The organism is Candidatus Hodarchaeum mangrovi, assembly GCF_975850365.1.
The window spans coordinates 1-16,243 of sequence record NZ_CDLCQJ010000126.1 but is presented as its reverse complement, the minus strand read 5'-3'; the positions used below and the strand labels follow the sequence as shown (position 1 = coordinate 16,243).

At 32.6% G+C, this 16,243-nt stretch carries 9 protein-coding genes; 2 read left to right on the top strand and 7 right to left on the bottom strand.

The features are described from left to right. Positions 1-4: 4 nt before the first annotated feature. The 7 genes from ACWVCY_RS12105 to ACWVCY_RS12075 all read right to left on the bottom strand — a co-directional run bounded on the left by ACWVCY_RS12105 (position 5) and on the right by ACWVCY_RS12075 (position 13,318). On the bottom strand, positions 5-5,587 hold the full coding sequence (locus ACWVCY_RS12105) for a tetratricopeptide repeat protein (protein WP_455143090.1): 5,583 nt from the start codon (positions 5,585-5,587) through the stop codon (positions 5-7). A 334-nt stretch (positions 5,588-5,921) separates the two neighbouring features. After that, on the bottom strand, positions 5,922-7,169 hold the full coding sequence (gene pepT / locus ACWVCY_RS12100; RefSeq protein ID WP_455143089.1) for a peptidase T: 1,248 nt from the start codon (positions 7,167-7,169) through the stop codon (positions 5,922-5,924). A gap of 336 nt (positions 7,170-7,505) precedes the next feature. Beyond that, positions 7,506-8,216 carry a TIGR00266 family protein gene (locus tag ACWVCY_RS12095; RefSeq protein WP_455143088.1) on the bottom strand — a complete coding sequence of 237 codons (711 nt, stop codon included), beginning with the start codon at positions 8,214-8,216 and terminating at the stop codon, positions 7,506-7,508. A 129-nt stretch (positions 8,217-8,345) separates the two neighbouring features. After that, entirely contained in the window at positions 8,346-9,629 is a 1,284-nt protein-coding gene (locus tag ACWVCY_RS12090) for a vWA domain-containing protein (RefSeq protein WP_455143087.1), read from the bottom strand. 12 nt (positions 9,630-9,641) lie between these two features. Beyond that, the gene (locus tag ACWVCY_RS12085) at positions 9,642-10,226 is read right to left on the bottom strand and encodes a hypothetical protein (protein ID WP_455143086.1); all 585 of its coding nucleotides are present in this window, start codon (positions 10,224-10,226) and stop codon (positions 9,642-9,644) included. 9 nt (positions 10,227-10,235) lie between these two features. Continuing rightward, positions 10,236-11,570, bottom strand: coding sequence for an ARPP-1 family domain-containing protein (locus ACWVCY_RS12080; RefSeq protein ID WP_455143085.1), 1,335 nt, complete (start codon positions 11,568-11,570; stop codon positions 10,236-10,238). Positions 11,571-11,881: 311 nt separating this feature from the next. Continuing rightward, positions 11,882-13,318, bottom strand: coding sequence for an MFS transporter (locus ACWVCY_RS12075; RefSeq protein ID WP_455143084.1), 1,437 nt, complete (start codon positions 13,316-13,318; stop codon positions 11,882-11,884). Positions 13,319-13,477: 159 nt separating this feature from the next. Here ACWVCY_RS12075 and ACWVCY_RS12070 point away from each other — a divergent pair, with 159 nt between their 5' ends. Both ACWVCY_RS12070 and ACWVCY_RS12065 read left to right on the top strand, forming a co-directional pair. Continuing rightward, a complete protein-coding gene (locus ACWVCY_RS12070) occupies positions 13,478-15,268 on the top strand; it encodes a DNA methyltransferase (protein ID WP_455143083.1) in 1,791 nt (596 codons plus the stop codon). Between the two features lie 217 nt (positions 15,269-15,485). Beyond that, on the top strand, positions 15,486-16,243 hold a 758-nt coding region (locus tag ACWVCY_RS12065), incomplete at its 3' end, for an NYN domain-containing protein (RefSeq protein WP_455143082.1).

Genomic DNA, 16,243 nt, shown 5'->3' with positions numbered 1-16,243 from the left:
TCCTCTATCTCTTTCGTTTCTTTTCTTCTTTACCCGATTCACCCCCGATTGAACTTAATTCCGATAATGCATCAGAAAAAAGTTCAGCTAAATCAGGAGGTTTGACCTTTGTTTCTTTTGATAACTCCTTAGATTCCTCTTTAACTTCTCCATATGCTACTTTTGGAATATTCAATTCTTCAGAGCTTAAATATTGTTCATCCTCAGAAATTGCTCTGACTATTGAAGACAGAGAATCGGGAACTTCCTTTTTAAAGAGTGAATCTGCTGAAATCTTAGAACTTTCATCTTTTCTGGATTTAGAGATAATATTTTGTGTATCTGCAATTGCCTTTTCAAGAATTGCCATTTCAGGAATTGAATCGTCTCTTTCCTGATACTCACGTGGCTCTTCCACTTTTTCAGCTCCGAAAATCGGTTTAGAACTCTCCTCTTGAACCATTCTTTCTAAGGGTGATAAATCTGGTGTATCTTTTTGTGTAATCTTCTTGGTTTCTGGAGAGAGAATTTCCTCTTCCTGTCCAGATTCTTTTCGCCATAGCCGGCCAAATGAATCAACCTCCCATTCTCCTTCGTCAGGGTAATCCTGTAAAATTTCTTTTGGTTCACTTGGAGTTTGACTAGAGAATAATTCGGAGATTTCGGAATCGCTTAATCCAGCTTTCATTTTCTTTTGAATAGGCTTAATTTCAGATTTCTTCACTTTTTCTTCAAATTGAGGTGAAAAAAGCTCACTAATTTCGTTATCTGATAAACTTGCATCACTCACATCTTTCGATTTACTTATTGGGAGTTCAAGGATTTCATCATCGATTTTTGGACTTTTAACAACAGGTTTTTCAGTTGGAATCCCTTTCAATTCTTGAGTAGCTTCAAAAAAAGCTTTTTCTACTGAATCAAGAGAAGGAATTTTATCTTTCTCATATACTGGTTTTGAATCAGTTGCTTGAGTTCCAATTTCATAACCTTTTATCACTTTTACAAATTCCTCATCTATCTTTTCCTCACTTAAATCTTCCGTCATATCAATCTTAGGGGTAACATCGGGTATAATAATTTGAGAAGTATCTACAATAATTGGTTTGGGTTTAACTCCAGATGAAGGTTCATCAGCTATCTGAGTTTCTATTTTTAAATCTGTTTCTACATCAATAATTAGTTCCTCTGGTTTTAGGACTCCTAACTGGCTCGCTCGTTTATCTAAAAGTGCTTTGAACTCTTTTTTATACTTTTTAGGACTAATTCCGAGATTTTCAAGATATTTTTGAACTAAATCCGCCTTAATTTTATCTCTTTTTTCTTTTGCATCATTAAGAAGGTAAACTAAAATACCTGCCACCTTTACATTTTGATTGATCATTGCACTGAGACGACAAATATAATCTAAATATGAATACGCAATTTTAAGATTATCATATTCAATAGCTGTTTCTATTAAAATGTGAACAGTATTAAACAATGCATCTAGGTCTTCTAAACTTTCTAATTTTTCTAGGGTTTGTTGAAATGATCCAAGGGCTGTTGAATGATTATAGCGAATTAGGTAACTTGTTAAGGCAGCAAGCAATTGAGCTTCATATTTTTCAGCGTTAAATTTCTTGCAAATTTGGATACCCCGTTTATAAGTTCGAATAGCTCTTTTAGGAGAGGGGTATTTGTCACCTAAATTAGTATAAACATTTACGATGCCTTCAAAATTATTTAATCGTCGATAAAATTCTGCAGATTGGTATGCGTATTCAGATGCTAAATCTGGATTTTCAAATGCAACAAAAAGGGCAAATTTTTCTGTAATCTTCGCAGCTAGAAGATTACCCTCACTACCAAATCTTTTTGTATCAGAAACCATTTGAAGAATTCGATCGGTATACTCTCGTGCAATTTCGAGTAATGAACCTGAAATTAATTCTTTTATAAATTGAAAAGCGTGAGGTAAAACTTCAGAAATTGGCTTAGTGGTCTTTTCTAATAATGTAGCCATTAAACGGGAGGATGACGAAAATTGATTGACCCTAAAAAATTTGGGGGAATATTTTAATACCAATTCATCTCCAAAATTATTTTTTCCCTCTTCATATGGATCAAGGAGTTGATTTACAATAAGATCAGCATTTTCTTTTGATAAATTTTCGCTCTGAAGCATTAAATCATAGATCGGTTCTGCAAATTCAAAAAATTCTTCGATTTCTGGTTTCATAACTCTCTTGATAGTAAGCAATAATTCAGTATCAGGATATTTTTGGAGAATTGAAGAAAAATGCTTTTTTGTGACTTTTTTAAAATCTCCTTCCTGATGTCGGGTTGTAACAATTCGTTCAAATACTCTTATTGCAGCTTCTTTATTTGTTTCATAGGTCGTACTGAATATCATTTGGAGAAATTCAAGAGCTTTATCAGCTTTACTATCTTCTTCAAGAAGTTTTGCCATTTCAATGGCAAATGTTGACGCAGACTCAGCATCTCCACGATCTAATGCATTTTTTGCGTAATTCTTGACAGCATTGATTGCTAATTTATACTCAGAATGACTTCTACCAAAACGTATTATTAGATCGGTCATACGATTTGCATCTTCGTATTGACCATGTTCTAAAAATATGTCACGATTCTTTTCTAAATATTTAATCACTTGAGATATATCACCAAGTCGTTCATAATACCGAGCTGTCTGAACAATAAATAGATATGCATCTTGATACCTTTTCATTTCAAATTGTTTCTCTATCAAACGTGAGACAATAGTTATACTCTTCTTAAAGTCCTGACGTGGTTCTAATTGTTTTAGGATCATATCAGTGATTTTTTGCGCCAAAATAACTGAGGACTTCAAAGATTCCTTTTGATAATCTATTAAACTTTCAATAGCTCCTTCCAAATCTCCCATATTATTATATGTTTCAGCTATTTTTTGAATAACCGCATAGAGAAGATCATAACGATTTGAATTTTCAAATAAATGAGTTACAAATCTTCCCATATAATCTATTGCCCGAGTTTGGTCTTTATTTTTTATTTGAAGAGCTGTAAGCTGATCTAATAAGAAAGCTGCTCTATCTAGCTGATTTCCAAGAAGAAGTTCTTTTATATAATCCATTAATAGATCATAATCTGTTTCATCAGTCTGAAGCATCAGACTAGCACTGTATTTCATATACTCAAAAATCATATCGAATTGTTTATGTTCTTTTAACTTATCAATAAAATTACGACAGAACTTAAGAACATCAGATATCTTTTTTTCTGTTAATAACTTACCAAGTTCAAGATTTATCATTTCTTGAGCAGTTAGAACAGCTTGACTTTGTAATAATTCATCTACATACTGAAGAACTATTTTTTCTCTCTTTTTTTGATCTTTAATAGTATCAAGAGCTGTTTGAATATAAACTTTTGAATGATCCTTCATTCCTAATTTTCCAAATAAATCTCCTAGAGCTAATTGTTTTTCAATTCTCCTAGATTCATTCGAAGCATAAGCCTGATCTATTAAATTTACAACAAATTTTAAATAATCTCGTGCTGCATTCGATTCTTTTAGTTCTAAAAGTCCTTTTACAATCTCTAGGCTAAAATCAACAGCCTCTTCTATTTTGTTAAGTTCATAAAAGTATTTTATAGTCTTATTGCCATACTCACATGCTTTAATATGATTATCAGAATCCATTAAATAAGAAGACCCATCTTTTGCATATTCAAGAGCAATATCTTTTTTATTTTGGGTTTCAGAGATCAGAATTAAACGATCAGCATATTTCGCAAATAATGGCTTATAATTATAAGTTTTAATTAACTTTAGAGTAGTTTCTAAGGATTCCATAAGCTCAAAATGAGCCTTTTTCTCATCTTGAGCATTAAACGCTTTATCCAAAAATTCACAAGCTATTTCTTGAAATTTTTCTATCTCTCTTGAAGATAATCCGATTTCTTCAGATTTACTAAGATATCGTATCAAGAAATGACCATATCGTAAAGAGTTTTCCCACATTACTACAGGTAGTCTTGCTTTTTCAAAAGAATCAACCTGCTTTTGAGCAAGATCAATTACCTTTTTTACATCTGAAATCTTAGTTTCATCTGATAAAAAGAAATCCAAGGCTAATCCAATTAAATTAGCCGCACTCAAATTATTTTCCTGTTCTATTAGAATTTTTATTGATTCATCCACGAATTCTAACGCATAGCTCGGTTCTAACTCTAATAATTCTTCAATTATTTCATCACGGAGCTTCCCTGCGTCGGAGGATTTTTTCTGTTCATCATAATAATAAACTAATTTTTTGCCAAATTGTAAAATTCCTTTAGCATTTCTTTCTTTTTGAAAACGTTTGTAGAGTACTTGAGTTACTTTAGTAGCTCCTTTCATATCTTTTTTGGATTCAAATTGTTCAATTACTTCAAGATAATGCCCAACCGCAACATTTATTATGATTTCTTCCATGGGCTTTTGAGAAAGTAACTCTATTGTCTGTAAGACTTTTTCAGAAGCATCATATAAATAACTAAATGAAATCTGGGGTATATCTTTATTGATTACCTTTGCGATTTCATCTTGATTAATCTTTACTTCGGTTAAAGGAGTTAATGAACCTGAAGGCAACCGAAATCGTAGATACCATTTTTCCATTTTTCTTAGAATAATGCACACTGAGCCACCTGATTGTTCTATTTTCATTTCTTTCACAGGTAGAGGCTGCCCTTGACTTACAAATTCCTTAACTTTGACCAAGAATTTATCAAAATCTTCAGCTTTTGTGTATTCTGAAGTATCTAATTCGGATAAATCTATAATAGATAAGTCATCTTCAACTATACTGCTCTCAACTTCTTGTTCTTCTTCTATATAACTCTCAACTTCTTGTTCTTTCTGGATAGTATCTTCAGACATAGTAAATTCTTCAGGGTGTAGAATAATTTTCTCTATCTGTTCAGCAGAGTCATAAATGGCAGAAAAAGAGAGAAAATCGACCCCTGATTCAGTTATTAAAGTAACGATTTTATCTTGATTAATATTTTCCTTTGTAAAACTTTTTTTAATTAATGGAGTGCTCCCTCTGAAAATAATTATTGCATATTTCCCTTCAACAGTGTAATAAATCTCGGCAAATCCCCCTTGGGAGTATGGCATCGTAAATTTACTAAGGAGTTTGTCAGTAACATCTATTTTGACTTTAGGTTCTAGTTTACTCTCTTCAACTATTTCAGTGGGTGTATGGCTTACCTCTTTATCCTTGTATTTATCCGATATTTTTCGTGATATATCGTCCTTTGTAATTTTTGTCTCAACAGGATAAAATTCTTCCTCTACATGTAGTTTTGATGTCATTGATTTAATAGTTGATAATAATAAATCAGCCACATCAAAAATTGCCGAAAAACTAAAAAATTCTACTCCTGCATCACTTAAAAGGTCAACCATTTTATCCTGATTTACTTGTGTGACTGATATTGCGGTTGATTTTAGCTTTCTTTCATTCTGAAAGAACGTAAAAACATATTCATCTCGATTTAAATCCTTACGTACTTCACATTCGACTCCACTTGTTGAAGGAAGCTCTAAACGTACTGAATTTTCTTCTCGTGTAGCCATCTAATATCCCTATAGCTATTTACCTTAATAATAAGGAAAGTCAATTATATAAGGAAATTGGAAAATTTAAAATAATTCTTATTTCTGTAATTTTTTCCTCTATTTTTGTATATCAAGTGTAGCTTTTAGCCCTTTCCAATTTCATGATTTTCTAATAGAAAAATAAAACTAAATTTTGCTTTAAACATTTAGATTAATAATTATCTTTTTAGATGAGGCATTTATTATATCTTTATTTTTGTTTAAGCGTCTTCTAATCCTCAATATAATCCAAATAATCGGTTTTAGTCTATCTAATGTGAAGGTATAATAGTTTCTTACGTTATTCTATAAGTTACTCTGATCTTTCACGAAAAATCTGAATCAGATTTAGTATTGTTTCCACTGATTTTTCTATGGCTAATAAAGGAACAAACTCCTTTTTACTGTGGAAGTTCATGGCTCCAGAAAAAATATTAGGTGTAGGAAGTCCTTTATAACTTAATCTTGCCCCATCAGTTCCACCACGAACAGGTTTCTTTATAACATCTATCCCAGAACGTTTAATGGCTTCCTCAGCATATTGAATGGTATAAGGGACTTTTTCAAGCTGATACTTCATATTTTTATATTGTTCTTTGATAGATAGATGAATTTTAGCTTTAGGATATTTGTCTTGAATATTCCCCACTATCTTTTCAATCCTACTAATCTTGTTCTTAAGCTCTACATAATCAAAATCACGAAGAATAAACCGAATTTTGGATTCATTAACAGATCCTTCAGCCTCATAAACATGAAAAAAACCTTCCATCCCTTCAGTTGTTTCTGGAGCTTGGTTTAAAGGAAATTGATTAATAATCTCTCCCATTATTCGAAGAGAATTGACCAATTTATCTTTTGCATAACCAGGGTGAAAATTAAATCCCTTAATCGTGATGGTTCCTCCTGCTGCATTGAAAGTTTCAAATTCTAAGACTCCCATTTCATCACCATCAATTGTATAACCAACATCTGCACCCAATGCTTTTACATCAAGTGCATCAACTCCATGACCTACTTCTTCGTCAGGAGTAAAGACTATTTTAATAGTTCCATGTTTAATGTGGGGATTTTTATGTAATGTCTCGACTGCTGTCATGATAGCAGCAATTCCTGCTTTATTATCACCCCCTAATAGAGTAGTTCCATCCGTAGTGACAATATCACTCCCAATAAAGCGCTTTAATGCAGGAGTTTCAAATGGAGAGATGAAGATTTCGGAATTATTTGGTAATAGGATATTTCCTCCATCATAATTCGTGATTATTTGAGGATTAACATTTTCTCCAGGTTCTTCAGGAGAGGTATCCATATGGGCTAAAAAACATATTACTGGAATCTTGCTAGACTGTTCTTCAGGTAAATTAGAGGGGATTGAACCAATAACATAACAGTGATCATCTACAACAGCATCAAAAACCCCGATCTCTTTTAATTCCTTTACAAGAACTTTTGCAAGATTAAATTGTCTAATAGTACTTGGGATATTGTCGATATCCTCTTGGCTAGTGGTATGGATTTTCACATATCTTAAAAAGCGTTCTAAAATAGGTGTGGTCATCTTAACATCATAAGATTTTTGTAAAACTCCTTGATATAGTTGTTTTGATTTGTTGAATACACTTGTTCAATGTTTATCTTTTCAAAAAAAGATAAGGAAAAAAAAGGCCCACTCCTATTTTTAAATCACCAATTCTGTTATTATTTAATCTTAAATCTAGCTAGTATCTTCAACAGCTCTTCCCCTAATTTAGTTAATGACCAGTATCGCTGTCTACAATTTGTAAAATAATTATTTTATATAAAAAATAGATTTTGAATTAAAACTATTAATATTTGATAAATTCTAGCTATATTTAACTTTATATATTTAAAAAAAAGAGAAAATGAAGGTGTTTTACCTAGAAACAGGGAGATGAGGAATTAATAATGCTGCTAACAACCCTATTTCACGATTTTGAGTATAAACGACTCCTGGACCACGATATCGAATCACAATACCTTCCCCACCGAGTATGAAACTCTTTCTTCCACCTACCTTCGAGACAGTATGGTTCATATGCGTTTGAAATGCCATCATCACGCCATTGTCGACCACTAGCTCTTCATCATCCTTAAGGTCATGGCGTTCAACAAAACCATAACCTCCAATCCAGACATCTCCTTCTGCTTCAGCATACAATTTTGTTAAAACAAGTCCTTCTCCACCAAGGACACTTTTAAATCCTCCTAACTGAGATGTAACTTCAATACTTGGAGTTCCACAGATATATGCATCTCTACTTAATGTCCATTCTTCGCCCTGATTAAGATGCAAATGTACAATGTCTCCAGGGGCACCATGGGCAAAAGCAACCATACCAGGAGGTGAACCATCAGGAAGAGTAAAGAAATTCTGAAACATTGATTCACCTGAGAATTTTCGTTGTAGGCCCTTCATAAGGCCGCCAGCGGATTTTGTTTCCATAGAAATATGTCCTGACATATAAACCATAGCACCACCCTCGGCTCTAACCTGTTGTCCAGGCTGTTCAAGATGGATTCGGACTAAAGAAAACGCTGGTTTACCTGTTATTTCATATTTTAAAAAAGACTTATCTTGATTCATGTTATCACCAAAATTAAATCTATATTCAAGGTAAAAATATTGAAGTATTAATAAGTAAGTAAACCAAAATTAGTAAAATTATGAAAGGAGAACCTCTATCAGCTAAAAAAAAGGGAGGTGAAAAAAAAATTAGGGGGATAGATTTTGTTTTCTTAATGAATACATTGTTGCGGTCATTTTCTTCCGATTTAACTTTGAATAACTTTCTTGATCCAACATATCAGACAAAATGCTAGTATTTGTACTTTGGAGCTTTTCTAATATTTGCGAACCCCCTGTTTTCTCTATTCTTTCCTTGAGCTTCTGTTGAAACTCATTCATTGTCCTTTGAGCATTTGAAAATTGTCCCTGATCTGCAAAATTAATCACTTCTTGGTGAATAAAAACTGCTTCAAGCAAATGAGCATTTTCGATGATCTCATCATCTTCCTGTGCTAGATAATCTTCATTTTCAGTGTAGATAATTTCACAACTAGAATGTGTTTTATCCTCTTTTGGTATTCCACTTCCAGGAATCCAACATACTGTAAAATCTAGGATTTTTTGCTTAGAACCTCCTAGAGATTTTGGCGGAACTACAACATCGAGGATTAGAATGATTTCTTTTTCACTTCGTAAATCACCGAGCTTAGTTGAATTGGAAAAACGGGATTCATAGGGAACTCCCAGGACTCTATTAATTTTTAAGCCTTCAATTCCCTTCCATTGTACTTCTAAATTATAAGCAACTGTTTCAAGTAATCCTTCAAACTCTTGTGCAATATATTTCGGTATATCATCTGCTGTCTCTATAAAATAGAATGTACCACCTGCAGAATCAGCAATAGTAACAAGAAGATCCTCATCAAAATCTTCTCCAACCCCAAATGTGCTAATGCATATTCCTTTATTATAGATCCCTTCTACTCCAGATTTTATCGTTCCTTTATCAGTTATACCTTCATTCACTAATCCATCTGACAAAAGCAAGATCATATTTCTAAACTCCTTATTTTTCCCCATTTCAACTTGCTTTACTCCTTCCAAGATTCCTCCATATAAATTAGTTCGACCACGATCACAAACATTCCTTATTTTGTTGATTGTTGATGTTTGTGATATTAAAACTCCAGAGGGTATCAAATTCTCAATTAAGTGGTCATAAACTGTAAAAGAAAATATATCTGTGTTTGTAAGATTATTGACTATAAATTCCACAGCTTCTTTAGCTTTTTGGAGTTTTTTTCCTCTCATACTTCCTGATCGATCAAGTACAATACCTAAATTCAAAAAATTTCGTTGTTTAACAGGATTAAAGTTAATTCCGGTTATTTTAAGCTGAACAAAAAGGTGTGTATTTCCCGATGCTAGAGCATAGGGGGAACTTAGAGTAACTTCTAACTTAAAAGGTTTTTTATGTTTCATACCATTCATTTTATTTCTTCCTTATTTTGATCGCCTTTCAATTGATTTTTGTTCGTCATAAACTTTTTTACCCTTTTTTGTAGGCTTTATTTTTTTATTTGGCCTTCCAGGTTTGTTTTTTTTATAAATTTCTTTTTGATCACGGCTTCTTGTTGTTTTTGAATAATAATTTGTTTCTTCTATTAAATCTAATCTGTTCAACTCCCGTAAGCCTTGAACAACTGTATTGGGGGATAATTGAGTGGAATCTTGAAGAGCTATAACGTTAATCCCCTCATTCAAGTTTATTTCTTCAAGTAAAATTCGTTGTGATCTTGAGAGCTGTGAAAACTCAGGATGAGACACCAGTTCCTTCTCTAAAATATTAAATCCCTCAGGGGTTAATGAGTATGATTTAGAATTTGGAGGATCTCTTGATATCAGGCCTGCTAACTCCATTTCTTTAATTCTTCTATAAACGGTCGCAGTTGTTACCTTTCCCCTAAAAGAGTAAAAAGAACTCTCATTTATTTCTTGATTTATATCTGGGGCAGTTTTCTGAGGATTAGATTTAAGATAATTCAAAATTTCAAGCGTTCCTTTAGCAGACAATAAATCCAACATCATAAATCATCCTTAGGTTTTTTGAGTGGGGTGAATTACCTCAGGAGGGGCTTGATTTATTATTTCTTGTCTTTGTATTAAATTTCGAATCTGATAACCACGAGGTATAGTTCTTGGAGATTTTCTCTCTTTTAAGATATCAATGTGTTTCTTAGAGGCATAGAAATGAGCTGGAAAATCATCAAACATAACACAGATACCCTCCCATTTGTTATCATTGAATTTATACAGTGATCCACCTCCAGTTGCTTTGAGTGGTTTAACTTCTAAATCTTGAAACTCCTTCTTTAATATGTCATTTATATCTCCAGAAAAACCTTTAGATATCTTTTCATGGAAAAAAACTTTATCAGTAAGAAATCCCTTCAATACTACTTCATTAAATTGAAGCCAAAGAGAATTAGACCCATAAATCTCTATTCCGAGTAATTTATCGTTATAGAAACATAACAAACCTACCTGATTGGGAATCATTAAATCAGGCTTTAACTTTTGAAATATTTCCGACATTTTTTGGCTTTTTTCTATCGATTTCTGTTGAATTTCGCGGTAGCTACTAGTAGGGGCTTCATCGATTCCAAGATTGAGAGCATCTGCAACCACTTCTATGGCATTCCAGACTGTTGACTGATCAGCTCCCATTGAAGCAACGTATCCCATTTGAGGGGTCATTCTTGTATCTGCAGATTTAAATTTAAATGTGGTTGCTTCGCCATGTGAACTTTCGTAATTCCATCGCGATCGTTCAATACATCGCGCAGGTATTTTCAAGGGATTGTCCTTTGTACGACCTGATGGAATAATAATAGGTTCAAAAATGGTTCTGTCCTGTTTTCCTCCTTCAACCTGATGAAGGTAGGGTATGAGAATAGGTAATTCACTTAGATTTATTGCTTCCAACCATTCTACCGACTCAGCCCTCTCATTTTCTTGGATCCAACCCAATTCACGTTTCTCAGCTTCAGTAATTCCTAACATTGAGAGGCTAGATTTTTGGATTATTGGATAAATTGTAAAACCTTCACAATATTTAGAGGATTCAAATTCATAGATTTCTGTAAAATTATATAAAATCTTCTTAAAACTCGCTTCTGTCATTTTATAATCACCATCTGGCTTAATATTCAATTTTTCTTTTAAATAAATTATAGATTTTTTATTATTAAATCGGACATACTTAATTAATTCTCTTTGTTCTAGAATATTTATAATTTGAAAGATTTTTGCAGTAGTTACTTTTTTATGCATCTTAAGAATAAGATATTCATTTAAATCATCAATAGATACTCTAGGATTTCCATTAAGGAATTCTAAAATATCTAATGTGAGTTTTCCTTTTTGATTCATTTGGCTCAAAACAGGTTTTAATTAATTATACTTTTTGATAATTTATAAATTTAACTATTTCTATCAAAAAATATAATAAAAATTTAATGACTTTGTTTTAACAATTTCAAATCATATTCGATTAATTATCAAAAAAATTATTCTAGAAGATATAATTTAAGCCATAATTTAAAATTCTTTTATAAAATCCTTATAAAAAATACGTGAAAATGATATTCCTTATATTATGAAATTAAGATAAATTAGAATGATAAATTTCCTAAGTAAAACATATAATCAAAGAAAAAAGGAAAGAAGTTCTATTCTCTCAATTAACTATATGGAGCACGTTTTCCTGCTAAAAATTTTTTGTGATAACTTGTTACACGAGTAAAGAAGGAAAATCCGATGAAGAATAGGATAAAGAGAATAGCTATCCCAATTTTAAATGCAATCGCATTGGATCCAAACCCTTGACTAGATGAAAAAAAGCTAATTACCGCTCCAAAGGCTAAAGAACCAATAGCACTACTACCCTTACCAGCAAGCTTACTAAAACCAAAATATTGACCAATTTTATCTGGAGGGGCTAATTCAATCGTCATTGTACGCTGAACTACCCATATTGAACCCATACCAAACCCAACTAAAAGTGCCATCAAAAAAATTGTGTAATTGGGTAAAAAACTCAGAAAGAAAGGTAATTCAACTGTAGGATCAAAGGAATCTGCAAAGATGGGAATTGAGAGAGCGACTAACCAAACAATAGAAACAATTACAGCAAGAACTTTTGGGCCATATCTATCAGATACAGGACCAGCGATACCAGTAAGAACCACAGCACAAACCACTCCGATTAAAAGGAGAATAGATGCGGTAAAATCCTCCATTCCAAAACCTAAAACTGCAGCAGGTTTCATAATATTTATAACTGTCTGAACGACATCTACAGTAAAAAACCATCCGATGACAAACCATCTCATATCTTTATAATTCCAAATTTCTTTAGCTGTTACAATTGTATCATTTAATGCACTTTTAACTAATTTCCCAACTCCCTCTTCTTTTATTCGATTTCTATCTGGGTATTCTCTTGTCCAAAGAAATGGAATAGCTATTAATAGGAATCCTAAAGCACATAACCACCACATTTCATCAAAATAACCAAACCAAGTTGATTGAGACCCTAAAATGGATGAATATTGATTTGGATCAATTTCACCAATATTATCGGGTAAATCTATGACGTCTCCGAAAAATGATGGGGCAATAAAACTGAATGCTACTGCAAAGAAGGAACCAAAATATCCTAAAGCCACTCCAACTGCTGAAACCCAACCCAGATCTTTATCTTTTGCTATTCGAGGAATCATGGTATCATAAAACAGATTACCCCATTGATAAAATACATTAGCCGCAATAAACATAAACATGGCGATAAAAACGTTATCAAATAGAAAGACAATACCTGTGAATAAGATTGTTAACGAGCCGAACAGAATTGTCCCAGGTTTCCCCTTTCCGTTATTATCAGCAAAAGTTCCCATCACAGGGATAGTAATTGCAACAAATAATGTACTTATTGATACTGCTATATTAGCAATAAAAAAACTTAGGCTGTACCCTAAACCATTCATCATTCCTAATAACGTGCCATATTGTAGCACAGTCATGCTGACAATACCCATACTAAAAACCGTATTAGCAATGTCATAAGTTGTCCAGAGAAGAACGTTTACTATTGACGTTTTAACTGTGTCATGTGTCATAATACTTTCCTCTTTTGACAAAAATAATCATTTTTACAACTGAATCATTTTCAGAAATAAGAATTTTTCCTATTAATTTTAGCTAGATAAGCATAAAATTATTATTTAAAATGAAATAGGAATAAACAATACCATTGTTATTGATTTTGTGAAATGATCATGGGAACTCTCACATATCAAAGTCTAGGAAGGCCAACTGACACAAGTCTCCCATTAATGGGTCATCGCCCAATGTATCTTATGCATAAATTTTTTGCCAGAAAACAGGCAAATGTTATCCGAAAGTACATAAAATTGCATTCTTCTGAACAAGATGTTGTTTTAGATCCATTTTGCGGTAGCGGAGTAATGATTGGCGAAAGTCTTCGTTTAAAACGGCACGCTATAGGCATTGACATTAATCCAGTTTCAATCTTTATATCAAAAAATACTTTAACTTTTGTTTCACCTGATTTAATATTAGATGAGTTCAATCGCGTAAGATTTGAGGTTGCAAAGGAAATTGAATCCTTATATAGATCTACATGTCGTATATGTGAATTACCTATAAATGCTATTTGTTTGACATGGAATCACTCTGAATTAGTTGATATACGCTATAATTGTCCTAAAGATGGAAAGCGAATAGACCTAGTAAATGATTATGATTTACAACTTATTGATTTTATTGCTAATAACAAAGATTCACGGTTTTTTAAAAAAAATGGAGAATCAAAATTTTGGTTCCCAAAATTGCCTTTGGTTTATCCTGATGGAACTCCCTTTCTTAAAAGGGAGCATTATAACAATATTCCAGAGTTATTTACTCCTAGAAACTTAATATCCTTGGCAAAATTATTCTCAAGTATCCAAAAGTGTTCCAATCCACAATTGAAAGAATCACTTTTGTTTGGCTTCTCATCGATTGTTCATTTAGCGTCAAAAATGGTTCCTGTTCGCCCCTCAAGACCCTTTAGTTCAGCCTGGGTACAACAGAGTTATTGGTCGGTTCCAAATTTTATGGAATCTAATGTATGGAGTCTCTTCGATCGAGCAATAACAGGAAAACAAGGACTCCTAAATGCAAAAATAGATTTAAAACAATCTATAGATAAAATCCAGTATAAATCTGACATTAACGAACTATTTCAAAAGCAGAATTCTCAAATTCCAATCTATACCTTGATAAATTCATCCCTTGAAAAGCTTAAGAATATCCCTGATGAATCCATTGATTATGTCATTACTGATCCTCCTTACGGACATTCAATACAATATGGAGAACTATTGTTTTTGTGGGGGGCATGGTTAAACTTAGTTGACGAATATACAACAGCTCTATCTCAAGAACTAATTGAAAACTCTCGTCAGAATAAAACAATAGCAGATTATGAAAATCATCTCTTTATTATTTTTAAAGAAATTTTCCGTGTATTAAAACCATCAAAATGGCTTACAGTAACCTTTCATAATCCTCAATTAAAATATCGTACCATCTTATATCGTTGTGCAATTTTATCAGGTTTTTCTCTCGAGGAAATCCATTATCAACCACCAGCTCGACCATCAGCCAAAAGTTTGCTTCAACCATTTGGATCATTAAGTGGAGATTATATTTTTCGCTTTAAGAAGCCTAAAAATGCAATAAATAAGGATTTTCAACTAATTTCTGAAGATCAATTTGAGAAAATTGTAGTGAATTTGGTTTATAAAATTATAAAGGAATACAAAACTCCGATTCCTTTTACTTTAATCCAAAATTCTTTGGACCCAAAGCTTTATAAGAAGCTCTATGAACATGATATGCTTCTAACATTTCATCCTAAGAAGATAGAAAGTATTTTATCTAAACATCTAGGGAATCTATTTGTTTTGAGTGATATCAAGTGGAAAATTACTGCAAATAAGGAAGTTTCCATGAAAGGGTGGTTTATAACAGAAAACAAACATCCCAAGAGACCTGTTTCCTAAAAATGATTTTTGTTTGAAATGATTATTTCTCTTAACATTAAAACTCAAAATATTTAAAAATGATATAATCTAGCGTTACATGCCCTATAATTTCGAGAATGAACCACGATCTACAAGAAATAATCTGAAAATCTAGGATCTTCCTAGCTTTCGAATTATTCTTCAATCGTATCATTCACGGGATTATAGGCAATAATAAACCGAGAGGGATAAATATTTGAAAATTAATAAGTTTTATAATGATAATCGCGCTAATTTCCCAAGGACTGCAGCAGTAATTTTTGACGGAAGCTATTGGAATACTATTCGACGGGAATTAGGGATGCTTGAGGTCGATTTAACCCTATTAAGTGAAGCACTTTGCAGTCCTTCTTATCGCTTAAGATCTTATTACTTTGATGGGAAAGATAATCAAAGACAAAGCTTCCATGATGGATTACAGTTTCTACCACGTTTTGAAGTAATTCTTGGCGATGTAGTTGAACGACAATCGGAATGTCCTCATTGTCATAAAGAAATAGTCTCACGAGAGCAAAAGCGAGTAGATGTACAACTTGCAGTGCAAATGGTTCATCTTGCTACATCACGTCAAGTAGACATGATAGTTTTAGTAGCAGGAGATCGAGATTTTATTCCATCATTGGAGATAGCAAAATATGCTGGTGTTGTAGTAAGACTGGTTCATGGACCAAAAATCACCACATCAACTGACTTGAGATTTCATGCAGATGAAACCTTTGAATTAACACAAAATTATCTTTCAGAATTCATTCGTTCTAATAAAAAGCAAAAAACTAAGAAATCATCTGTGAAAAAAATTACAAAAATTCCATCCGTCCAAGAAGAATCTATAACTAAAGAATTAAAGGTTGAAGCGAAAAATCTTCTTATTAGTGCCCTAAGTGAGCTACAGGAATCATCTGATGAAGATATATTAGCAAGTCAACTAGGAATTGTTCTTACCAAAATTAAACC

Coding starts and splice junctions, on each gene's coding strand:
- ACWVCY_RS12095 (WP_455143088.1), bottom strand. CDS start 8,216: ATGAATCAAGATAAGTCTTTTTTAAAATATGAAATAACAGGTAAACCA.
- pepT (WP_455143089.1), bottom strand. CDS start 7,169: ATGACCACACCTATTTTAGAACGCTTTTTAAGATATGTGAAAATCCAT.
- ACWVCY_RS12080 (WP_455143085.1), bottom strand. CDS start 11,570: ATGAATCAAAAAGGAAAACTCACATTAGATATTTTAGAATTCCTTAAT.
- ACWVCY_RS12105 (WP_455143090.1), bottom strand. CDS start 5,587: ATGGCTACACGAGAAGAAAATTCAGTACGTTTAGAGCTTCCTTCAACA.
- ACWVCY_RS12090 (WP_455143087.1), bottom strand. CDS start 9,629: ATGAATGGTATGAAACATAAAAAACCTTTTAAGTTAGAAGTTACTCTA.
- ACWVCY_RS12070 (WP_455143083.1), top strand. CDS start 13,478: ATGGGAACTCTCACATATCAAAGTCTAGGAAGGCCAACTGACACAAGT.
- ACWVCY_RS12075 (WP_455143084.1), bottom strand. CDS start 13,318: ATGACACATGACACAGTTAAAACGTCAATAGTAAACGTTCTTCTCTGG.
- ACWVCY_RS12085 (WP_455143086.1), bottom strand. CDS start 10,226: ATGATGTTGGATTTATTGTCTGCTAAAGGAACGCTTGAAATTTTGAAT.